19 protein-coding genes are annotated in these 23,051 nt (G+C 55.7%); 13 read left to right on the top strand and 6 right to left on the bottom strand.

Annotated elements, in window-relative coordinates; all coding sequences use genetic code 11:
• Positions 1-297: 297 nt before the first annotated feature.
• The 13 genes from gyrA (at position 298) to galU (ending at position 14,806) form a co-directional block, all read left to right on the top strand.
• Positions 298-2,877 carry a DNA gyrase subunit A gene (gyrA, locus tag ABJK70_RS02505; protein ID WP_156880179.1) on the top strand — a complete coding sequence of 860 codons (2,580 nt, stop codon included), beginning with the start codon at positions 298-300 and terminating at the stop codon, positions 2,875-2,877.
• Positions 2,870-3,952, top strand: coding sequence for a 3-phosphoserine/phosphohydroxythreonine transaminase (gene serC, locus ABJK70_RS02500; RefSeq protein ID WP_077728377.1), 1,083 nt, complete (start codon positions 2,870-2,872; stop codon positions 3,950-3,952). The genes gyrA and serC overlap by 8 nt, the downstream gene beginning before the upstream one ends.
• Positions 3,953-3,956: 4 nt before the next feature.
• Entirely contained in the window at positions 3,957-5,120 is a 1,164-nt protein-coding gene (locus tag ABJK70_RS02495; RefSeq protein ID WP_347257344.1) for a phosphoglycerate dehydrogenase, read from the top strand.
• Positions 5,121-5,129: 9 nt separating this feature from the next.
• Positions 5,130-6,236: a prephenate dehydratase gene (gene pheA / locus ABJK70_RS02490; RefSeq protein WP_077728375.1), complete on the top strand. Its 1,107-nt coding sequence runs from the start codon at positions 5,130-5,132 to the stop codon at positions 6,234-6,236.
• Positions 6,237-6,266: 30 nt separating this feature from the next.
• Entirely contained in the window at positions 6,267-7,382 is a 1,116-nt protein-coding gene (hisC, locus tag ABJK70_RS02485; RefSeq protein WP_347257343.1) for a histidinol-phosphate transaminase, read from the top strand.
• The gene (locus ABJK70_RS02480) at positions 7,379-8,248 is read left to right on the top strand and encodes a prephenate dehydrogenase/arogenate dehydrogenase family protein (RefSeq protein ID WP_347257342.1); all 870 of its coding nucleotides are present in this window, start codon (positions 7,379-7,381) and stop codon (positions 8,246-8,248) included. The genes hisC and ABJK70_RS02480 overlap by 4 nt, the downstream gene beginning before the upstream one ends.
• 7 nt (positions 8,249-8,255) lie before the next feature.
• Positions 8,256-9,584: a 3-phosphoshikimate 1-carboxyvinyltransferase gene (gene aroA / locus ABJK70_RS02475; RefSeq protein ID WP_077728372.1), complete on the top strand. Its 1,329-nt coding sequence runs from the start codon at positions 8,256-8,258 to the stop codon at positions 9,582-9,584.
• Complete coding sequence (gene cmk / locus ABJK70_RS02470; protein WP_347257341.1) at positions 9,581-10,249, top strand: (d)CMP kinase; 669 nt, start codon at positions 9,581-9,583, stop codon at positions 10,247-10,249. The genes aroA and cmk overlap by 4 nt, the downstream gene beginning before the upstream one ends.
• Positions 10,250-10,358: 109 nt before the next feature.
• A complete protein-coding gene (gene rpsA, locus ABJK70_RS02465) occupies positions 10,359-12,029 on the top strand; it encodes a 30S ribosomal protein S1 (RefSeq protein WP_077728370.1) in 1,671 nt (556 codons plus the stop codon).
• A 43-nt stretch (positions 12,030-12,072) separates the two neighbouring features.
• On the top strand, positions 12,073-12,372 hold the full coding sequence (locus ABJK70_RS02460; RefSeq protein WP_276205321.1) for an integration host factor subunit beta: 300 nt from the start codon (positions 12,073-12,075) through the stop codon (positions 12,370-12,372).
• Positions 12,373-12,862: 490 nt separating this feature from the next.
• Complete coding sequence (locus tag ABJK70_RS02455; RefSeq protein ID WP_077728369.1) at positions 12,863-13,168, top strand: ComEA family DNA-binding protein; 306 nt, start codon at positions 12,863-12,865, stop codon at positions 13,166-13,168.
• 137 nt (positions 13,169-13,305) lie between these two features.
• Positions 13,306-13,899 (top strand): adenylyl-sulfate kinase, encoded by a 594-nt coding sequence (gene cysC / locus ABJK70_RS02450; protein ID WP_077728534.1) that lies wholly within the window; start codon positions 13,306-13,308, stop codon positions 13,897-13,899.
• A gap of 28 nt (positions 13,900-13,927) precedes the next feature.
• On the top strand, positions 13,928-14,806 hold the full coding sequence (galU, locus tag ABJK70_RS02445) for a UTP--glucose-1-phosphate uridylyltransferase GalU (protein ID WP_077728368.1): 879 nt from the start codon (positions 13,928-13,930) through the stop codon (positions 14,804-14,806).
• A gap of 331 nt (positions 14,807-15,137) precedes the next feature.
• Here the strand turns inward: galU and ggt are convergent, their stop codons facing one another.
• From ggt to hrcA, 6 genes are all read right to left on the bottom strand, one after another.
• Positions 15,138-16,760, bottom strand: coding sequence for a gamma-glutamyltransferase (gene ggt, locus ABJK70_RS02440; RefSeq protein WP_347257340.1), 1,623 nt, complete (start codon positions 16,758-16,760; stop codon positions 15,138-15,140).
• Positions 16,761-16,917: 157 nt separating this feature from the next.
• A complete protein-coding gene (gene dapB / locus ABJK70_RS02435; RefSeq protein ID WP_347257339.1) occupies positions 16,918-17,724 on the bottom strand; it encodes a 4-hydroxy-tetrahydrodipicolinate reductase in 807 nt (268 codons plus the stop codon).
• Between the two features lie 83 nt (positions 17,725-17,807).
• Positions 17,808-18,950, bottom strand: coding sequence for a molecular chaperone DnaJ (gene dnaJ, locus ABJK70_RS02430; RefSeq protein ID WP_077728365.1), 1,143 nt, complete (start codon positions 18,948-18,950; stop codon positions 17,808-17,810).
• 223 nt (positions 18,951-19,173) lie between these two features.
• On the bottom strand, positions 19,174-21,102 hold the full coding sequence (dnaK, locus tag ABJK70_RS02425) for a molecular chaperone DnaK (RefSeq protein ID WP_077728364.1): 1,929 nt from the start codon (positions 21,100-21,102) through the stop codon (positions 19,174-19,176).
• 76 nt (positions 21,103-21,178) lie between these two features.
• Positions 21,179-21,796 (bottom strand): nucleotide exchange factor GrpE, encoded by a 618-nt coding sequence (gene grpE / locus ABJK70_RS02420; RefSeq protein WP_077728363.1) that lies wholly within the window; start codon positions 21,794-21,796, stop codon positions 21,179-21,181.
• Positions 21,797-21,881: 85 nt separating this feature from the next.
• Complete coding sequence (hrcA, locus tag ABJK70_RS02415; RefSeq protein WP_077728362.1) at positions 21,882-22,940, bottom strand: heat-inducible transcriptional repressor HrcA; 1,059 nt, start codon at positions 22,938-22,940, stop codon at positions 21,882-21,884.
• Positions 22,941-23,051: the final 111 nt, after the last annotated feature.

Below are 23,051 nucleotides of genomic sequence, written 5' to 3'. Positions count from 1 at the left end.
CTCCTGGTATTTCGGGCCGCCGCCCAGGCCGGTACACGCCCGGCCTGGGCTCACGCGGCTTGTCGCCGCGCCGGGGCATCCCTGCCCCGGATTAACCCGGCCTATATTTATAGGCCGGGTTAATAATGATTTAGATTGCCTATCTAAGGTCGGCCCACAATCTTATGCACAGGGACGGTGAACAACTGTCGTTCCTGCTTTAGTGGAGCGGCCACGCCTCAACGGTTATAATGCCGGTTGGTTATTTACGCGGCGTATCTGAAGCGGCGCGGCTCCTTTACGGTACAGCACTCCCTCATGACTTCCTTCGCCAAAGAAATTATTCCGGTCAGTCTCGAAGACGAGATGAAACAGTCCTATCTCGATTACGCCATGAGCGTGATCGTGGGGCGCGCCTTGCCGGATGTGCGTGACGGTTTGAAGCCGGTACATCGGCGCGTGCTTTACGCCATGCACGAGCTGAGCAACGATTGGAATAAGCCTTACAAGAAGTCTGCCCGCGTCGTGGGTGACGTCATCGGTAAATACCATCCGCACGGCGACGCCGCGGTGTATGACACGATCGTGCGCATGGCCCAGCCGTTTTCGCTGCGCTATATGCTAATCGACGGTCAGGGCAATTTCGGGTCGGTCGATGGCGATCCGCCGGCGGCCATGCGTTATACCGAAGTGCGCATGGCCCGCATTGCGCACGAATTGCTCGCCGATCTCGAGAAAGAGACGGTCGATTTCATCCCGAACTACGACGAATCCGAAAAAGAGCCTTCGGTACTGCCCACGCGCATTCCGAACTTGCTCATCAACGGTTCGGCAGGCATCGCGGTGGGCATGGCGACGAATATCCCGCCCCACAATCTCACCGAAGTCATCAGCGCCTGCTTGTTGCTGATCGAGAATCCGGATGCCGGCATCGCCGAACTGATGGAACACATCCCGGGACCGGATTTTCCCACAGCCGGCATCATCAATGGGGCGAGCGGCATCCGTGAAGCTTATCTCACCGGCCGGGGCCGCATTTACATCCGTGCCCGCTGCGATTTCGAGGAAGACGGCGGACGCACCAGCATCATCGTCAGCGAGTTGCCGTATCAGGTGAACAAGGCCCGGCTCATGGAAAAAATCGCCGAGCTGGCCAAGGAGGGGAAGCTGGAGGGCATTTCCGGGCTGCGCGACGAGTCGGACAAGGACGGCATGCGCATGGTGATCGAACTCAAGCGCGGCGAAGTGCCGGAAGTGGTGCTGAACAATCTCTATCAGCAGACCGCCATGCAGAGCGTGTTCGGCATCAATACCGTGGCCTTGCTGGACGGACGTCCGCGCTGTCTGAACCTCAAGGAGTTGCTCGCGGCGTTTATCGATCATCGCCGCGAAGTCGTCACCCGGCGCACGCTGTACGATCTTCGAAAAGCGCGCGAACGTGCGCATATCCTGGAAGGTCAGGCCGTCGCTCTCGCGAATATCGACGAAGTGATCGAACTGATCAAGACGTCGCCCAATCCTGCGGAAGCGAAACAGCGGCTATTGGAGCGCACCTGGCGTCCCGGCGTGGTTTCGGATCTTCTGGCCAGGGCGGAAGACGCAATGCGGTCCCGTCCGGAAAACCTCGCGGCCGGTTACGGTCTGACCGAACACGGTTACAACCTGTCGCCGGAGCAGGCGCAGGCAATTTTGGATCTCCGTCTGCACCGCCTGACCGGGCTGGAGCAGGACAAGATCATCGATGAATACAAGCAGCTGTTGGCGCAGATTGACGAGCTCCTCGAAATTTTGGCCAGCGACAAGCGATTGATGGAAGTCATCCGCGACGAGCTTGTCGCCATCCGCGACCAGTTCGGCGACAAGCGTCGCACCGAAATCATCGAGGACCGTCTCGATTTGTCCGCGGAAGATCTGATCACCGAGGAAGACGTGGTGGTCACGGTTTCCCACGAAGGCTACGTGAAATCGCAGCCGCTCGGCGCCTACCGGGCGCAACGGCGGGGCGGGCGCGGCAAGGCGGCGGCGACCACCAAGGAAGAGGATTTCATCGAAAAACTCATCGTGGCCAACACCCATGACACCATTCTGTGCTTTTCGAGCGTGGGCAAGGTGTACTGGCTCAAGGTCTACGAGCTGCCTTCGGCCAGCCGCGTGTCGCGCGGCAAGCCTTTCGTCAATCTGCTGCCGCTGGAGCAGGGCGAGCGCATCAATGCCATCCTCCCGATTCGGGAATTCGACGAAAGCCATTACGTTTTCATGGCGACCGCCTCGGGTATCGTCAAAAAAGTGGGGCTGCGGGAGTTCGAGCGTCCGCGCCCGTCCGGGAAAATCGCCATCGATCTGCGGCAGGACGATCACTTGGTGAACGTGGCCATCACAGACGGCAAGCAGCATGTCATGCTGTTCAGCAATGCGGGCAAGGCCGTGTGCTTCGAGGAAGAGGACGTGCGGCCCATGGGGCGTGGCGCAACCGGCGTCCGCGGCATGACGCTGCACGACGGCCAGAAGATCATTGCCCTCATCATCGGCACCGAGGGTTCGGTGCTGAACATTACCGAAAACGGGTTCGGCAAGCGTACGGCGCTGAGCGACTTTCCGATACACCGCCGCGGCGGCCAAGGCGTGATCGCCATCCAAACCAGCGAACGTAACGGTTCGGTAGTCGGCGCCGTACTCGTTCAGGATTCGGACGAGATCATGCTGATCACCGATGCCGGCACGCTGGTGCGGACGCGGGTCGAAGAGATTCGGGAACTCGGGCGCAATACTCAAGGCGTGACGGTGATCCGCCTCAGTCCGGGTGAAAAAGTCGTCGGAGTGGACAGGATTCCGGTCCTTGAGGGCGAAAACGACGAGTTGGCGGAAACGGATGAAGACCAGGAGGGCGACGATGGCTAGGGTTTACAATTTCAGCGCGGGACCGTCCATGCTTCCCGAGCCGGTGTTGCTCCGCGCGCGCGAAGAGTTGCCGGATTGGCATTCCACTGGTATGTCGATCATGGAAATGAGTCACCGCGGCAAAGATTTTGTCGCCGTCGCCGAGAAATCCGAGGCGGACCTGCGCGAGCTTCTGACGATTCCGGCGAATTACAAAGTCTTGTTTTTACAAGGTGGCGCGACCGGACAATTCGCGGCGGTCCCAATGAATCTTCTTCGGGGAAAATTCAAGGCTTGCTATGTCAATACCGGCCTCTGGTCGGAGAAGGCCGTTTCCGAGGCCGAGCGGTACTGCTCGGTCGCTATTGCGGCGAGTTCCAAGGAAAGCGGCTTTACGACTGTTCCGCCTCGCTCCGATTGGCGCATCGATCCGGATGCGGCTTATCTCCATTACACCGCCAACGAAACCATCGGCGGGGTCGAATTCCAGGATGTTCCTGACTCGGCCGGGCTGCCGCTGGTTTGCGACATGTCGTCCAATATCCTGTCGCGCCCGCTGGATGTCGGCCGATTCGGCCTGATTTACGCCGGCGCGCAGAAAAACATGGGGCCGGCCGGTATCGTCGTGGTGATCGTGCGCGAAGATCTGATCGGGCAGGCCCTGACTGGTACGCCGTCGATCTTCGACTATAAGAAGCAGGCGGACAGCGGTTCCATGCTCAATACGCCGCCGACCTACAACTGGTATTTGCTGGGCCTGGTGTTGGAGTGGCTGAGGGATCAGGGCGGATTGGCTGCCGTCGAAGCGCGCAATATCCGTAAGGCGGAAAAACTGTACGCCGCTATCGACGGTTCGACGTTCTATTCGAACCCCATCCAGCCGGCTTATCGTTCCCGCATGAACGTCCCGTTCCGGCTGGCGAAAGCGGACCTGGAAAAAACGTTTTTGGCCGAAGCCAAAGCAGCAGGATTAGTGAACCTGGAGGGGCACCGGTCGGTAGGTGGATTCAGGGCTAGCATCTACAACGCGATGCCTGAAGAAGGAGTCGATGCCTTAATCGAATTCATGCGCGAGTTCGAGCGCAGACACGGATAGTTTCATGTTCAAGATTCTCACCTACGACAACATCTCGGTGGCCGGATTAGAGCGACTGCCCCGCGACCGTTACGAGATTGCGTCGGAAATTCAGCATCCCGACGCGATACTGCTGCGCTCCCATAACCTCCACGGCGTGCCCATCCCGGAATCGGTGAAGGCGGTGGGACGTGCCGGCGCCGGGGTGAACAACATTCCCGTCGCGGAGTATTCGAAGTGCGGCATTCCGGTGTTCAATGCACCGGGCGCCAACGCCAATGCCGTGAAAGAGTTGGTCATTGCGGGGATGCTATTGGCGGCCCGCAACATTTGTACGGCTTGGGACTTTGCCCGCCAGTTGGAGGGCGACGACGAGACGATTCATCACCGCGTCGAAAAAACTAAGAAACAATTCGCCGGTTTCGAGCTGGCGGGCAAGACCTTGGGGGTTTTGGGACTGGGCGCTATTGGCGTAAGAGTGGCCAATGCGGCGACGGGTTTGGGCATGCATGTGATCGGTTACGATCCGCTGCTTACCGTCGAAAGCGCCTGGCAGCTGTCTTCGTCGGTTGCGCGGGCCGCGAGCATCGACGATTTGATTGCGAAGGTCGACCTCCTGACCTTGCACGTGCCGCTGAACGACCAGACGCGCCACCTCGTCAATGCGGCACGAATCGGCATCATGAAGAAAGGGGCGGTCTTGCTCAATTTTTCCCGCGCCGGCATCGTGGACGACGCCAGCGTGTACGGCGCTCTGAACGCCGGCCATCTCGCCGCCTACGTATGCGACTTTCCCTCGCGCGCCATGCTGAATCATCCTCGCGCCGTCGTACTCCCGCATCTCGGTGCCTCCACCGCCGAAGCCGAGGAAAACTGTGCGGTAATGGTGGCCGATAGAGTGCGGGATTTTCTGGAAAACGGTAACATCCGACACTCGGTGAATTTTCCGGACGTGGTCATGCCGCGGACCGAGGGCGTCCGCCTCGGAATAGCGAATGAGAACGTGCCCAAGATGGTAGGGCAGATTTCCGGTGCGCTGGCCGACGCCAACCTCAATATTCTCGATTTGTTGAACAAGTCGAGAGGTGAACTTGCTTATACGCTCATCGACCTCAATACCGAGGTGCCCGCCGAAACGCTGGAACATATCCGGGCCATCAAGGGAGTGCTTTCCGCCCGCGTCATATAACGAGTTGTCATGGAGAATTCGAACAATACATCGACTGTCGATACTGCGTTGCTTCACCTCCGCAAGGAGATCGATGCGATCGACGATCGGATCTTGGAGCTGTTGAACCAGCGTGCGCGCTGCGCCCAGCAAGTTGCCGAAATCAAGACGGCGGCGGGCGAGGTCGATTGTTTTCACCGCCCCGAGCGGGAAGCGGAAGTGCTGCGGCGCATCGCCGAAAACAATAGCGGTCCTTTGAGCCAGGAAGCAGTCACCCGTTTTTTCCGCGAGCTCATGTCGGAATGCCTGGCCTTGGAAAAACCGTTGACCGTTGCTTTTCTCGGTCCTCAGGGCACGTTTACGCAGCAGGCCGCTTACAAACACTTCGGCCATGCCATTCAGGCGGTGCCCTTGCCGGCTATCGACGAAATTTTCCGGGCTGTCGAAAGCGGCGCCTGCCAGTACGGCGTGGTGCCCGTCGAAAATTCTACCGAAGGGGTGATCACCCACACCCTGGATAGCTTTTTGCGATCCTTTTTGCTCATCGCCGGCGAGGTGGGGCTGCGTATTCACCACAACCTGATGAGCAAGTTGAGTAGCTCCGAAGAAATACGTGAAGTTTTCTCCCATCAACAATCTCTCGCTCAATGCCGCGAATGGCTGGATCGTTATCTTCCGAACGTTCGGAAGACCGCCGTCAGCAGCAATGCCGAGGCGGCACGACTTGCCGCTGTCATGCCGAATACCGCGGCCATAGCGGGGGAAGTGGCGGCCGAGCTGTATGGACTCAATGTTCTGGAGCGCAACATCGAAGACGAGCCGGACAATACCACGCGGTTCTTGGTGATCGGGCGGAATCCGGTCGGAGCCACCGGAAACGATAAGACGTCGTTACTCCTCTCGACCCGGAACAATCCCGGCGCTCTTTATGCTGTCCTCGAGCCTTTTGCGAGGCACAGCATCAGCATGACCAAAATCGAATCCCGACCGTCTCGCCGGGGTACGTGGGACTATGTCTTCTTCGTCGATGTGGAAGGACACCGGAATGAACCTCGATTGGCGGAGGCATTAAAGGAAGTTGAGAAAAGCGTCACGATGTTGAAAATCCTCGGTTCTTATCCTCGGGCCTCGTCTTGATCGTTTGATCCTAGTATTCGACTCATCTTTATGAAAGCAGAGCATTTAGCCGTTCCCGGAGTTCGGGCGCTCACGCCTTACCTGCCCGGCAAACCCATCAGTGAACTGGAACGGGAGTTAGGGCTACGCAATATCGTCAAATTGGCATCGAACGAGAACCCTCTAGGGCCTAGCCCGAAGGCGCTCGAAGCAGCACGTCGTGCATCATCCGAAATCCACCTATACCCGGACGGCAGCGGTTTCGAGCTCAAGGCCGCATTATCGCGCAAACTCGATGTCCGACCCGAACAGATTACCTTGGGTAACGGTTCCAACGACGCACTGGAGTTGGTGGCCCGCGCTTTCCTGTCCCCGCAGTCGAAAGCGATCTATTCCGAATATGCCTTTGCGGTTTATTCCATCGTGACGCAAGCCGTCGGCGCACAGGCGGTCGTTGCACCGGCCCATGACGGCTCTCACGGGCCCCGTTATGGCCATGACTTGCAGGCCATGGCCCAGGCAGTTGATGAATCGACGCGGGTCGTATTCATTGCCAATCCCAATAATCCGACCGGGACCTATTTGACGAAATCGGAGTTGCGCAGTTTTCTCGGCGACCTTCCCGAGCATGTCATCGCCGTTGTGGACGAGGCGTATTTCGAATATGTTGAAGCTCCCGACTATCCCGATTGCATAGAGTGGCTGTCCGATTTTCCCAGTTTGATCGTGATCCGGACTTTTTCCAAAGCCTATGGGCTGGCGGGGCTGCGGGTCGGGTATGCGGTGTCGAGCCCAGCGATTGCCGATCTTTTGAATCGCGTGCGGCAACCGTTCAACGTCAATTCTCTGGCCTTGGAAGCCGCCAAGGCTGCACTCGACGACAACGATCATCTGACCCGTTCGGTGAGCTTGAATCGAGAGGGCCTGTGCCGGCTAAGCGAAGCCTTCACCGAGCGCGACTTGAACTTCATTCCTTCGGTCGGCAACTTCATTATGGTCGACGTGGGAAGACCGGCAGCCCCGGTTTACGAGGCGCTGTTACGGCAGGGCGTCATCGTTCGGCCGGTTGCCAATTACGGTCTTCCCAATCATTTGCGCGTCACCGTCGGTACCGAGGAAGAAAACCGGATTTTCCTGGCCGCACTGGACTGTGTCTTGGCCTTATGATCGAGCGTCTATGCATCATCGGCGTGGGGCTGATCGGCGGATCGGTGGCGCGTGCCGCGCGCGCCAAAGGGCTCTGCCATGAAATCGTGGGCGTCGATGCCGATACCGATAACTTGCGAAAAGCATTGGAATGCGGTGTCATCGACGTCGGATATTCCGATACATCGCAAGGCGCTGCAAGTGCCGATTTGGTGATGATCGCGACCCCGGTCGGGACCTTTGATGCCATTTTTCGCGCGTTGAAGCCGGTATGGTCCACCCGAGCGGTCGTTACGGACGCGGGCAGCACGAAGTGTAATGTCATCGAATCCGCCGAAAGAGTTTTTGGTGAAATTCCCGACAATTTTGTGCCAGGCCACCCGATCGCGGGAGCCGAACGGAGCGGTGTGGATGCCTCGACCGCCGATTTGTATCAGGGCAAGCGAGTTATCCTGACGCCTCTAAACAACACGTCGCCGCTGGCCATCAAGCGGGTTGAGCGTTTTTGGCGAGCGATAGGAGCCAAGGTTTCGGAAATGGAGCCAGCCCATCACGACGAAGTGTTGGCCGCGACCAGCCATTTGCCTCACGTGTTGGCCTTTACGCTGACTTACATGCTAGGTAAGAAAGACGAGCAGCAGGAAATTTTTCAGTATGCCGCTGGCGGATTTCGGGACTTTACCCGTATCGCGTCCAGCGATCCGAAAATGTGGCTGGATATCTGCCTCGCGAACCGGCGGCAAATCGTATCCTTGATCCATCAGTTCCGCGAAGAGCTTAGTGTGGCCGCTGGTCTGATTTCGAGAGGGGCCGAGGACGAACTCTATTCTTTATTCTCCGAAGCCCGCAGTGCGCGACAACGATTCTTAGATCAACTTGAAAAATAACAGGTCCATGCAGAACAACACGATCAGCTTTCGGGTGCAGCCGGGTGGCACGCTTCGCGGAGAGGCCCGGGTGCCCGGCGATAAATCCATCTCCCATCGATCCATCATGTTGGGTGCGCTGGCCGAAGGCACGACCCGCGTCACCGGCTTTTTGGAAGCGGACGATTGCCTCGCCACTATGAATGCGTTTCGGGCGATGGGCGTCGACATCGAGGGCCCGCAAGACGGGCAGGTGTGCATTCGAGGTGTGGGGCTGCATGGGTTGCGTGCGCCCAAAGAACCGTTGTACCTGGGGAATTCGGGCACGTCGATGCGTCTCCTTTGCGGTCTGTTGGCGGGGCAGCATTTTGACTCGGTTTTGACCGGCGACGTTTCTCTTTCCCGCCGCCCCATGAAGCGAGTAACCGAGCCGCTACGTACGATGGGCGCAGTGGTGGAAACTACCGAGGCGGGAACCGCTCCGCTCAAGATTAGAGGCAGCACGAAGCTGAGGGGGATTCACTACGATATGCCGGTGGCCAGTGCCCAGGTCAAGTCCTGTCTTCTCTTGGCCGGGCTTTACGCCGCCGGCAGGACGTGTGTGCGCGAGCCGGCTCCTACGCGCGATCATACCGAGCGCATGTTGGCCGGATTTTCCTATCCGGTGGTTCGTGAAGGCGATACCGTATGCGTACAGCCGGACGGGAGACTTGTTGCCTGCGACATCGATGTGCCTGGCGACATATCATCGGCGGCATTTTTCATGGTCGGCGCAGCAATCGGCGAAGATGCCGATGTCACCCTCCGGCATGTGGGCGTGAATCCGACTCGTACCGGGGTTTTGGACATTCTGCGTCTGATGGGGGCGGATATTCAGGTCGTCGATGTCCGCGAGATGGGCGGTGAGCCGGTTGCGGATATCCGCATCCGTTCAAGTCGCCTGCGCGGGATCGAGATTCCGCAAGAATTGGTGCCTTTGGCGATCGACGAGTTTCCGGTTCTGTTTGTCGCCGCGGCCTGCGCCGAGGGGGAAACTCGATTGACCGGCGCCGAGGAACTACGGGTCAAGGAAAGCGATCGTATCCAAGTAATGGCTGACGGTTTGCAAGCCTTGGGCATCGACGCCCAGCCGACGCCGGATGGTATGATTGTACGGGGCGGAAAACTGTCCGGGGGGAAAGTAAATTCCCACGGCGACCATCGTATTGCCATGGCATTTTCTGTTGCCGCGCTGCGGGCCGCCGGCCTGATCGAAATCGACGACTGCGCGAACGTCAATACATCCTTTCCGAGCTTCGTGGAGTTGGCGCGCGATATGGGCCTAAACATCTCTGCCATTTTCGGCGAAATCCTATGACAACGAAGGTGCCGGTGATCACCATTGATGGGCCGAGCGGTGCCGGCAAGGGGACGGTGAGCCGTGCGTTGGCCAAGACGCTGGGCTGGCATTTCTTGGACAGCGGGGCCATCTACCGTTCATTGGCCTTCGCCGTTACCCAGGCTGCGATCGACCCCCACAATGTCGACGCCGTTGTCAGTGTCGCTCGGTCGATGGATCTTCAATTCGAGGCGAACGATCCGCCGCGCATCCTTCTGAACGGCCAGGATATTGCCTGTCAAATCCAGACGGAAGACTGCGGCAACACGGCTTCGAAGATCGCCGCTTATGGACCGGTACGACAGGTACTCTTGCAGAAGCAGCGCGATTTTCAGCGAGAACCCGGCTTGGTCGCAGACGGCCGCGACATGGGCACAGTCGTTTTTCCCGACGCCCCGTATAAGATATTTTTAACTGCCAGCGCGGAAGTGCGCGCAAAAAGGCGGCATAAGCAGTTGAAAGAGAAGGGGGCTGATGTTAACCTTGAACGCTTAACGAAAGAGATTGAAGAACGGGACCGGCGCGACAAGGAACGTGCTGAGGCGCCGCTGACTGTACCGGATGGCGCTGTTCTGATTGATTCGTCCGATCTCACGATTGATCAAGTTATCGCCCGATGTCTCGATATTATAGGCGGTAGGTAAGATCGTAATCGGTAATTTTTGAGGCGTTGCCGGCGTTTGCTCGGCAATTTGTTTAACCAATTAACCCAAACGGCTAGGGAAACTTGGCTGTTAGAACCAAGTTCGTTTTATGAGCGATAGCTTTGCACAATTGTTTGAAGAGAGTCTGGCTCAGGCGGAAATGCGCCCAGGCAGCATCATCACGGGCACCGTAATCGATATCGGCCCCGATGTGGTCGTAGTCAATGCGGGATTGAAGTCGGAAGGCGTCATACCCAAATGGCAGTTCTTGAATTCCGACGGACAAATCGAAGTACAGATCGGCGACACGGTCGAAGTGGCGCTCGACATGCTGGAGGACGGTTTAGGGGCTACGCTGTTGTCCCGCGACAAGGCAAAGCGGTTGAAGGCATGGCAAGAGCTCGAACAGGCGTACGAGAAGAATGAGACCGTGGTCGGTAGAATTACGGGCAAGGTACGCGGAGGCTTCACGGTGGCTGTCGGTGCGTTGCGCGCCTTTTTGCCCGGATCTCTGGTCGATGTGCGTCCGGTCCGCGACACGTCCTACTTGGAAGGGCGCGACCTCGAATTCAAGGTCATCAAGATCGACCAAAAGCGCAATAATGTTGTGCTTTCCCGCCGCGCCGTAGTGGAATCCGAGTTCAGCGCCGAGAAGGAAGCGTTGCTCGAGAACCTGAAAGAAGGTGCGATCGTCACGGGCGTGGTGAAGAACCTGACCGATTATGGCGCCTTTATCGATCTCGGCGGCATCGACGGCCTGCTCCACATTACCGATATGGCTTGGAAGAGAGTGCGGCATCCCTCGGAAGCCGTTCAGATCGGCCAAGAAATCCAGGTCAAGGTACTTAAATTTGATCAGGAAAAGAATCGCGTCTCGCTTGGCTTGAAGCAGCTGGGAGAGGATCCGTGGCTGAATATCGCACGTCGTTATCCGCCGGGCACGCGCCTTTTCGGAAAGGTCAGCAACCTTACGGATTACGGCTGTTTCGTCGAGTTGGAAGAGGGCGTCGAAGGCCTCGTTCACGTATCCGAGATGGATTGGACCAACAAGAACGTCAACCCGGCCAAGGTTATCCAGTTGGGTGAGGAAGTCGAGGTCATGGTACTCGACATCGACGAGGAGCGTCGTCGCATTTCTCTCGGCATGAAGCAGTGCAAGCCCAATCCTTGGGAAGAATTTGCTGCGAGCCACAAGAAGGGCGACAAGATTAAGGGCAGCATCAAGTCGATTACCGATTTCGGTATTTTCATCGGACTGGAAGGTGCTATCGACGGTCTGGTGCATCTGTCGGACATTTCTTGGTCCATTCCGGGCGAAGAAGCGATTCGCCAATACAAGAAAGGCGATGAAGTGGAGACCATCATCCTGGCCATCGATCCTGAGCGGGAACGAATCTCGCTCGGCATAAAGCAGTTGGAGCAGGATCCCTTCCAGAATTACTTGGCGACCCACGAAAAAGGCAGCATTGTCAACGGGGTTGTCAAGGAAGTCGACGCTAAGGGGGCAGTTATCACCCTGGCTGACAGTGTTGAAGGCTATCTCCGCGCGTCCGAAATTTCTCGCGATCGAGTAGAAGACGCTCGTACCCAGTTGAAGGTAGGCGACGAAGTCGAAGCGAAGTTCATCGGGGTCGACAAGAAAAACAAATCCATTACTCTCTCGATTAAGGCGAAGGATCAAGAAGAGGAAGCTGCTGCAATCAAGGGGTACTCACAGCAATCTTCCTCCGGTATGCCTACTTTGGGAGATATCTTCAAGGAACAGATGGAAAATAAATAGTCAGGTCAAGCAAGGGGGGCGGACACACTGCCCCCCGCTATTTATGGAAATGACAGTGACAAAGTCAGAATTGATCAATCTCTTAGCAGAGAAGTACGGCCACTTGGCGTTTAAGGATGTCGAGTTGGCGGTAAAAGGAATGATCGAACATATGACCCATGCCCTTTCATCGGGCGAGCGCATCGAAATTAGAGGGTTCGGGAGTTTCTCGCTGCATTATCGTCCACCGAGGATGGGGCGGAATCCAAAAACAGGCGACTCAGTCGAGTTGGCTTCCAAGTTTGTACCTCATTTTAAGCCTGGCAAAGAACTGCGAGATCGAGTCAATCAAGCGCGGAGTTGAGTTGCCCCTGAGGCCGCCACAAATTAGGCGATATAGATTTGGTCCATTAAAGGCATCGTATTGCGTCTCCGTCCCTCTGTCTCTGTCCTAGCATATTCTGTTTAGCACACCAGCCGGTGTAAGTCCTTCCTCACAAAAATTGCCATCCAGCCGTGACGTGCTCCGACGTGCATTGCTGCACTGGGATCGTCTGGGTCCGGCGACAAGTCAATCTTGGAAAGTGCAGTGGAATGCGCTGGAGTGTCAGCAACCACGCCTATCAACTGCCTTGAAGGTGTCTATGAGAACGCCTCCAATACTGTCCGCTTCGGCAGTAACAGAACCCAAGCGCTGCTTTCATCGGTCTCTCATCTGTAAAGCACTGCCTAAATGACTTGTCGGCAAAAGCTTACGCAAAAATCCGAAAATTCCTACAGTAATTTCAATTGCATATGCGGCATCGACTGCTAGCTTTAAGCTTGCAACATATTTGCAACCTACAGGAGCCGTCATGTTGAAGCTTAGGAAAGTTATATTTGCATTAATGCTTTTTAGCTGTGCGTGGTGCGTATCAGCTGAACCAGTAGATATTAATTCCGCTACGGCCGACCAGCTTGCCCAAAGTTTAAACGGTGTAGGCAAGGCAAAAGCGGAAGCGATTATTCAGGATCGTGAAAAAAACGGCAAATTTAAGTCGGCGGATGATTTGGCGCGTGTCAAAGGAATTGGCACCGCGACAATCGAAAAGAACCGCGACAAGATTACTGTCGGCGCTGAAGCACCAAATTCGGCAGCGGCATCTGCCAAGGCCAAATAATCAAAAATCGACTATCGATTCCGAAAGGCTCCTTCGTGGAGCCTTTTTTTTGAAAAATAAATTTCCATCCTTGGTGAGCGCCATCGAACTCAAGGCTAAAATACTCGAGGGAATTAAAACGAGTGAAAGTGATTTCTATGAGTTCAAACATCGTATGGCACAACGCGTCCGTAACACGAGAAAAGCGAGAGCGGCTTAATGGGCACAAAAGCTTTATTTTATGGTTTACCGGCCTTTCCGGGGCCGGTAAATCGACCTTGGCTCATCGTGTCGAAGAGCTGCTGTTCGAACGGGGATGTCGTACCTACGTGTTCGATGGCGATAACGTACGGCATGGACTTTGCTCTGATTTAGCGTTCAGTATAGAAGACAGACGGGAAAATATCCGCCGCATCGGCGAGATGAGTAAGCTGTTCATCGATGCAGGCGTTATTGCTCTGACGGCTTTTATATCCCCGTTTCGACGGGACCGACAAATGGTGAGATCGCTAGTCGGTGAGGGAGATTTCATCGAAGTTTACTGCGATGCATCGGTAGAGGTGTGCGAAAATCGTGACGTCAAAGGTTTGTATAAGAGGGCTCGACTTGGCGAAATTCCTGATTTTACAGGCATCTCTTCTCCGTACGAGGAGCCAGAAAATCCTGAAATTACCTTACATTCAGGTGTCGACTCTTTGGATACATGTGCTCAGATAGTGCTTCGATATCTCGAGGATAAACACAAGATTTAATTTGGTTGAGTAAAGAGCAAAGCAAACAATGAAGAGGATTGTAAGAAAAGCAGTTTTTCCGGTTGCCGGCCTAGGAACGCGATTTCTTCCAGCCACTAAGGCGAGCCCGAAAGAAATGTTGCCTATTGTAGACAAGCCATTGATCCAATATGCCGTGGAAGAAGCGGTTGCGGCCGGGGTCGACGTCATGGTGTTCATTACTAGCCGGACGAAAAGGGCAATTTCAGATCATTTCGACAAGGCCTACGAACTTGAAACCGAGCTGGCCAACCGCGGTAAGTCGGAGATCTTGCGGATTGTTCAAAACATCGTCCCGCCCCATGTCACTTGCGTTTACATTCGCCAAGCGGAAGCCCTGGGCTTGGGGCACGCAGTCAATTGTGCGCGGGCTGTGATTGGAGATGAACCCTTCGCCGTGTTGCTGGCTGACGACATGATCGACGATGGGCATACCGGCTGTCTGTCGCAGATGGTTAAAATCTTCGACGAATGGCAGTGTTCGGTACTGGGAGTTGAGAGGATCGCTCCTTCGGAAACTCAAAGCTACGGCATCGTTAAAGCTAATCTGATTCAAGACAACATTGGAAAGTTGGAGCAAATCGTCGAGAAACCGAAGCCAGAAAATGCACCTTCGAATTTGGCGGTAGTTGGTCGGTACATTTTAACCCCTGCCATTTTTGACAAACTCGATAACGTGGCTAAAGGGGCCGGCGGCGAAATTCAACTTACCGATGCTATTGCGATGCTGCTGCACGAGGAACCGGTTCTAGCTTATGAATTCCATGGTAAACGTTATGACTGCGGTTCAAAGCTCGGATATTTGATCGCAACGGTAGAGCAGGGCCTGAAACATCCAGAACTGAGTGATAGCTTCAAGGACTATTTGACCACTCTCAAGTTGTCGTAGTAGCGCCTGAAGGGTGTCACCGGGCGGATGGAGTTCCCATACGCGGAAGTAGGGGAGGGTCTAGGTAAGGTCGGACATCTAAAATCAGTGCATCGTCCGCGCGATTTTTTACGAACTCAGACGTCGCGCGTTGTACGGCCCGATGCTAAGCTTTGAGGTGAGCGTGGCGGTCGAGTGATCTCTCTCGACCGCCAAGACTTAAACAATGCTTCGTACGCGCAATTGACCACTCAAATATAGAGAGCGCTGCGCGAACGCGCGTCAATGCAGTGTCGGAGAAAGCGACGCATAGGTCCAGTTAACGCAAGTCCTCGGAAAACAGCGAAACACTCTATTTCAGTTTGGCCAAGCCTTCGCCTCGCGGATCGCTGGCGGCGTAAATCCGATTAATGCTCTTGTCCCAGAGAACCGATTGCATGTCACCGTAGCGGCGATCGATGGGTTTCAACTCATGACCCCTTTTCTTAAGTTCCACTTGCTCCTCCTCGGTTAGGCCGCCGGGTTCATATTGGATAACATCCGGTAGATATTGATGGTGAAATCGAGGAATGGACACCCAAGAATCCGGTGTGTGGCCTTCGGCGAAATCCAAAACGGCTAGCAGTACCATGGAGACGATACGGCTTCCGCCGGGGGTTCCGATCATGCCTATGCGATGCTGGTCCTCAACAAACGTCGGCGTCATGCTGGACAGCATCCGTTTACCGGGTGCAATGGTGTTAGCCTCACCGCCTACCAATCCGTAAACGTTGCTTGAGCCGGGATGAGCGGCAAAATCATCCATCTCGTCGTTCAGCAATACGCCGGTGCCAGGAGGCATAAATCCGGAGCCAAAAGGATAGTTGATGCTTAGAGTGGCGGCGACACGATTGCCTTCCCTGTCTAGAACGGAAAAATGAGTGGTGTTTTCGCCATCCGGCTCAGGGGCGTTGAACTGACTTAAATACAGACTCGGGAGTGCTCGGCTCGGGTGTATCGCCGCGCGTAAACCGGCGGCATAATTCGGGCTGAGTAACCGACGTAACGGCATCATTACGAAATCGGGATCACCCAGGAATCGCTCGCGGTCGTGATAGGCGCGCCGCATGGCTTCGACTATGAGATGCTTGCGGGTAGTGCTGTCGACGGCTTTCAGATCGTAGCCGGACAATATGTTCAGGATTTCGATCAAGCCGATCCCGCCCGCGGAAGGCGGTGGTGGCGCGGTTATGCGTATTCCACGGTAGAAGCCTTGAACGGGCTCCCGCTCGACTACACGATAATCGGACAAGTCTTGTACGGTCCAAATGCCGCCGGCACTTCGGACGCCTTCGACTAATCTTTTCGCGGTATCACCGTTATAAAAGCCGATCTTGCCGGATTCGCCGAGCTGCGTGAGCGTATTCGCGAGTTCCTTTTGCTTCAAAAGCGCACCGGGCTCGGGCATTTTCCCATTGACTAGAAAAACGTTGGCTGCTGCTTTCGACCTGCGCAATACGTCGGCGCGAAATGACAGTAGTCGACAATGACGTTCACTTATGGGAAACCCGTCTTCGGCATAGCGAATAGCCGGCGCTAAGTCGCTAGAGAGTGGGAGCCGTCCGTAATTCCGGGCAAGATGCACGAGCGCAGCCGGCATGCCTGGAATGCCCGCAGAAAGAGCTCCGTTGACTGATTTGTTGGGCACGGCTTTTCCTTCGTCATCGAGGTACATGTCGGGCCGGGCCGCCAAGGGAGCCCGCTCTCGACCGTCCAGCATCACCGTTTTGCCGTCGGACGCTCGATGAAGAAGCCAAAAGCCGCCACCGCCGAGCCCCGATCCCGCAGGTTCGACCACTGCGAGTGCTGCACTGATGGCCACCGCGGCATCGAACGCATTACCGCCCTTATCCAGAATTTCAAAACCGGCTTCCGTGGCGAGCGGGTGCGCGCTGGCGATGGCAGCTTGTGGCGGAGCAGCCGTCGCTACCGGCAAGAAAAAGATAAGGCAGAAAGTGAGCCGGATTAGCCGCGGCTTAAGAAACGACCTGCTAAGAAGTTTAAGCGTGTTGACTTGGCGGTTGACCCATGGAGAGTACGGACGGAATCGACTGTCCATTACCTAATTGTCACGTTAAGGCGAAGGTAAGCCGTTAGGCCTTGAGCCCCAGTACGTCCTGCATGTCGTAAATGCCCGGCGTTTTGTCCATAAGCCAAATGGCGGCGCGCATGGCTCCCTTGGCAAAGGTCATGCGGCTGGTCGCGTTATGGGTAATTTCGACGCGCTCGCCTTCGTCGGCGAACATCACGGTATGTTCGCCCACGATATCGCCAGCCCGAATCACGGAAAAGCCTATCGTTTTGGGATCGCGTTCCCCGGTGTAGCCTTCCCGTCCATGGACGGCGCATTCGCGCAGATCTCGGCCGAGTGCGGCGGCCACGACCTCGCCCATACGTAATGCCGTCCCGGAGGGGGCATCCACTTTATGCCTGTGATGGGCCTCGATGATCTCGATATCGGTTTGCTCGCCGATGACCTTCGCAGCGATTTCCAACAGTTTGAGGCAAAGATTTACCCCTACGCTCATGTTCGGTGCTAGTACGAGCGGTATCGTAAGTGCGATATGTTCGATATCCGCTTTCTGTTCAGGCGTGAAGCCAGTCGTACCGATAACGAGTCGTTTACCGTGCTCCCGACACACCGCGAGATGTTCCATGGTTGCCTCGGGGCGAGTGAAGTCGACGACGACATCGAGGCCCGAGACGACGCGGCTCAGGTCGTCAACCACGGGGATGTTGAGCTTCGACAGTCCGGCAAGCTCTCCGGCGTCCCTCCCCGTTTCGGGGCTGCCTTTTCTCTCCACCGCGGCTGTCAGGAGCATTCCGTTGGTGTCGAGGCAGGCGCGTATCAAGGCTTGTCCCATGCGACCAGCGGCTCCGACGATTCCAACTTTGATCATTATGGTTTTCCTGAGATATGGCTTTGGTATTTTCGTGTCGATCAGTGGCCTTGCGGCGTTTCGACAATCCGGCAATCCGGCAATTAAAGCCCGAGTTTGTCGAAAAACTGTTTCACTCCGTCGAGCCAGCCATGTGCTTGTGGACTGTGATGACTGCCGCCCCCGCTCAGGGAGTCGTCCAGTTTCTTGATCAACTCGATCTGGTCCTTATTGAGATGTACCGGCGTTTCGATACGGACTCGGCACAACAGATCGCCCTGCGGGCCGCCGCGCACCGGTTTTACCCCTTTGCCGCGCAGCCGGAACAGCCGGCCGGTTTGGGTTTCCGCGGGAATCTTAAGTACCACTTTGCCATCGAGCGTTGGAACCTCCAGTTCGCCGCCCAAACAAGCGGTCGGGAAGCTGATCGGAACCTCACAATAGAGATTGGCACCATCCCGGGTAAAAATCGGGTGCTCTTTAACGGAGATTTGTACGTACAAGTCGCCCGGTGGTCCTCCGCTTTCTCCCGCTTCGCCTTCGCCGGCCAAACGGATACGATCCCCCGTGTCCACACCTGGCGGGATCTTGACTGATAGCGTTTTGGTTTCCTGAACACGTCCCTGCCCGTGACAGACGCGACAAGGATCCTTTATTTGCTGGCCCGTACCGTGACAGGTCGGGCAGGTTTGCTGCACGGCGAAGAAGCCTTGTTGCATGCGGATGGCGCCATGGCCCTGGCAAGTAGAGCAGGTCGTGGGTCCCGTGCCCTTCTTGGCGCCGGTGCCATTGCATTCGTCACAAGTTACGAAGGTCGGTACGCGGATCTTGACTTCGGTGCCCGCGACCGCTTCCTCGAGGGTGATCTCCAGGTTATAGCGAAGATCGGCACCGCGTTGCACGCGACTGCCCCGTCTTCGGCCTGTCGCACCGCCACCGAAGATATCACCAAAGACATCACTGAAGATGTCGCTGAAACTTTCGCCGGTAAAGCCGAACCCACCGGCTGCGCCCATGGATGGATCAACTCCGGCATGGCCGAATTGATCATAAGCGGAACGCTTCTTCGGATCGGAAAGCACATCGTAGGCTTCCTTGATCTTTTTGAACTGCTCTTCCGCTTTCGGATTGTCGCGGTTGCGATCTGGATGATATTTCATCGCTAAGCGGCGAAAGCTCTTTTTGATGTCGCTATCGCTCGCGTTTCGCGCCACGCCTAAAAGTTCGTAATAATCTTCTTTCGCCATAACATAAAGAGCCGCAGGGCTTTGCCTGCGGCTAAGTTGGAGTCAATGCGCAGGACGCATCAAACTTGCCCGAAATACTCAGGCGTTAATTCCTCGCCACCTTCCCTCACCCGAAAGCTCGACTGCTTTACGCATAAACTTAGGAGAGGAGGGCGGATGAGCAGAGCAGTTTGCTTCCGCTCATCTGCATTCATGGCACAGTGCCAAACCGAGCGATAAGGCCTTATTTCCGATCCTCTTTCACTTCTTCGAATTCGGCATCGACGACATCTTCGCCTGCCTTGGCTTCCGTCGGTTGTTCGGTTTCAGCGCCGGGCGAACCAGCTGTCTCGCCTTTCTGTGCGTATAAGCGTTCCGCCAGTTTACCCGAAAGCTCGGTCAGATGTTCAGTCTTTCGCTCGATTTCCGCCTTATCGTCACCGTTCATGGCGGTCTTCAATTCACTAATCGCACCTTCGATTTTGCTGCGCTCGTCGCTTTCCACTTTATCGCCAAGTTCGTGCAGCGTCTTGTTCGTTGCATGGATCATGGCGTCTGCGTTATTGCGCGCAGTTACCAGTTCGTGCAGTTTCTTGTCTTCTTCGGCATGCAGTTCCGCATCCTTGACCATACGCTTGATCTCGTCCTCGGTCAGGCCGCTGGAGGCGGTGATGCGGATCGATTGCTGCTTGCCAGTAGCTTTGTCCTTGGCCGACACGTGCAGGATGCCGTTGGCGTCGATATCGAAAGTCACTTCGACCTGCGGTATGCCGCGCGGAGCCGGCGGGATGTCGGTCAGATCGAATTTGCCGAGAGACTTGTTGTCTTTCGCCATTTCACGTTCGCCCTGCAGGACGTGAATCGTAACCGCGGTTTGGTTGTCCTCGGCCGTCGAGAAGACCTGCCCGGTTTTGGTGGGGATGGTGGTGTTCTTCTCGATCAGCTTGGTCATGACGCCGCCCAAGGTCTCGATGCCTAGAGACAACGGAGTGACGTCCAGCAGCAGTACGTCTTTGACCTGTCCACCTAGAACGCCGCCTTGGATCGCCGCACCGAGCGCCACCGCTTCATCCGGATTGACGTCCTTGCGAGGCTCTTTGCCGAAGATGTCCTTCACGAAATCCTGAACTTTCGGCATGCGCGTCTGCCCACCGACGAGGATAACCTCGTTGATTTCGCTGGGCTTGAGGCCAGCATCCTTGAGCGCGGTTTCGCACGGGCCTTTTGTCTTCAAGATCAGATCCTCGACCAAGGATTCGAGCTTGGCACGGGTAAGCTTCATATTGAGATGCTTGGGCCCGCTCGCATCGGCCGTGACGTAGGGCAGGTTGATGTCGGTCTGCTGGCTCGAAGACAGCTCGATCTTCGCCTTTTCCGCCGCTTCCTTCAGGCGTTGCAGAGCCAACGGATCATTGTGCAGGTCGATGCCGTTCTCTTTTTTAAACTCGTCGCAGATGTAATCGATGATGCGCAGGTCGAAGTCTTCGCCGCCAAGATGGGTGTCGCCGTTGGTGGAAAGTACTTCAAACTGATGCTCACCGTCGACTTCGGCAATTTCGATGATGGAAATATCGAACGTACCGCCGCCGAGATCGTAGACCGCAACTTTGATGTCTCCGTGCTTTCTGTCCAGACCGAAGGCCATGGCTGCGGCGGTCGGCTCATTGATGATGCGCTTGACATCGAGCCCAGCAATGCGGCCGGCGTCTTTCGTTGCTTGGCGTTGGGAGTCGTTAAAGTACGCGGGTACGGTGATGACCGCCTCTTTGATCTCCTCGCCGAGAAACGCTTCGGCGTCCTTTTTCAGCTTCATCAATACGCGTGCCGAAATTTCCGGAGGGGCCATTTTTTTGCCGTTGACTTCGACCCACGCGTCGCCGTTATCGGCTTCGACAATCTTGTACGGCACAAGATGTATGTCTTTTTGAACCACAGAATCCTTGAAGCGGCGTCCGATAAGCCGCTTTATGGCATATAAGGTATTCTTGGGATTGGTGATCGCCTGCCGCTTAGCGGACTGCCCGACCAGTACCTCGTTATCGGCCGTAAAGGCCACGACCGAGGGGGTGGTGCGAGCGCCTTCGGCATTTTCGATGACGCGCGGTTTGCCCCCTTCAAGAATGGCCACACAGGAATTGGTGGTGCCCAAATCGATGCCAATAATCTTCGCCATTTAATTCTCCAAATTAATCAATAGCTTGTGGGTTAGGTGTGGGTTTAGCGTTAATATGGGGGCGCCAAGGCTGATTTCAAGCTTGCTCGTCGATGCGCGTGGATTCTGCGGCGGCTTGGGCAATAACCACCATGGCCGGACGTAACAGGCGATCATGGAGGAGATATCCTTTTTGGAAAACTTTTACCACCGTATTGGGCTCGATATCAGTGGTCGGTTGCATCGCCATGGCCTGGTGTAAGTCCGGATTGAACTTTTCGCCTATGGGATCCACTGCTCGGACGCTGAATTTTTCCAGTACCGAATTCAGCTGCTTTAGCGTGAGCTCCATGCCTTCGCGCAATTTCACCACATCCGAGGTCTCTCCGACGGCCGCTTGCAGCCCGAGTTCGAGGCTATCGACCACGGTCAATAGCTCCTTCGAAAATTTCTCCAGAGCATATTTATTGGCATTCTGGAGTTCTTTTTCCGAGCGTCGGCGCAAATTCTCCAACTCGGCCTGGGTGCGTACGAATTTGTCCCAATTCTCCTCCGCTCGGCGAGTTGCTTCGGTCAATTGCTGTGCAAGTTGCTCGATCGGCGTTGGTTCGACAACACCTTCTTCCGTTGTGATTGCCGTGTCGACAGAAGCGGCTTGTTCCGCTTGATCTGGCGCCTTTGGCGCCGATTCGGGCGAAGCCTGGTCTTTGCTCATATAACTGCTCCTCAACGAAAAATAATGAGCCCGTGTGCCTATGCACGCACACAGGTCGACGATTTCTACCAATATGGGTTAAGAATTAAGATGGGGTCAGCGATTTTTGATTCAAGGCGGCCCCCAACAATTTCGCGGTAATGTCAACCAAAGGAATGACCCGCTCATACGCCATGCGGGTGGGGCCGATAACGCCGAGTACGCCTACCGCCTCGCCATTGAGAGAGTAAGAGGCGGTTACCAGGCTGCACTGATCCAGCGCACGATAGCCGGATTCCTCGCCTATAAAGATCTTGACGCCGGGGGTTTCTAGGCAACGGTCTAGTAGATGGACTAAGTCTTCCTTCTGATGAAACGTTTCGAATAAGGAACGGAGCCGCTCCATATTGGCCAAATCGGCAAAATCCATCAGATTGATTTCGCCGGTTAGCACAAACGGGTTCCGACGTTTTCCTTTATCCTTAAGTGCCAAATCCGCGATTTCAGCCGCATCAATAATTTCCTGGCTTAAACGATTCCGCATTTCCTGCAAGTCGTTAAATAGACTCTCGCGGATCGCAGTTAGATCCTTGCCTGCATAGGTTGAATTGAGGAAATTTGCTGCCGCTTGCAAATCGGCAGGCGTGAACTGACGGGGTGAGTGAATGATCTTGTTGTGGACTTCCTGTTCGTTAGTGACCAGGATGACCAGCAAGCGTTGACCGGACAGCGGGATAAATTCGATGTGTCTGAAGGTGACTATCTCCCTGCGCGGCAACATCACGAGGCCCGCCATATGGGTTACTTCCGAGAGGACGCGAGAGGCGGCTTCGAGCAAATCGTCGGGATCTTCCTGAGTATTCAGGTCCTGGCGGAGCTGTCGGATGATGTCTTGCTGCAAAGGTTTGATGGTCAGCAAGGTATCAACAAAAAAACGGTAGCCGGTTACCGTCGGCATGCGTCCCGCTGACGTATGTGGCGATGTGATCAGCCCTATGTCTTCGAGATCCGCCATGATGTTGCGGATCGTCGCCGGGCTTAAATTCAAGCCGGTGTCGCGCGCTAAAGCCCGCGAACCAACCGGCTGGCCTTCGCCGATATAACGCTCCACCAGCACTTTAAGCAAGTGTTGGGCTCGCTCGCTCAATTGGGGATATTTAGGCACCGGTATCCTCGAATGGTGGGGGTTTTAGCACTCGAGACCATCGAGTGCTAAAAAGTTAGCAACCCCTAGATAATGTGTCAAGAAGCTCATACCATATCGAGCAAAGCGGCG

The organism is Methylocaldum sp., assembly GCF_039794385.1.
In the GTDB taxonomy this organism is placed as follows: domain Bacteria; phylum Pseudomonadota; class Gammaproteobacteria; order Methylococcales; family Methylococcaceae; genus Methylocaldum.
The sequence above is the reverse complement of the archived record's forward strand: the minus strand, read 5'-3'. Positions and strand labels throughout refer to the sequence as shown.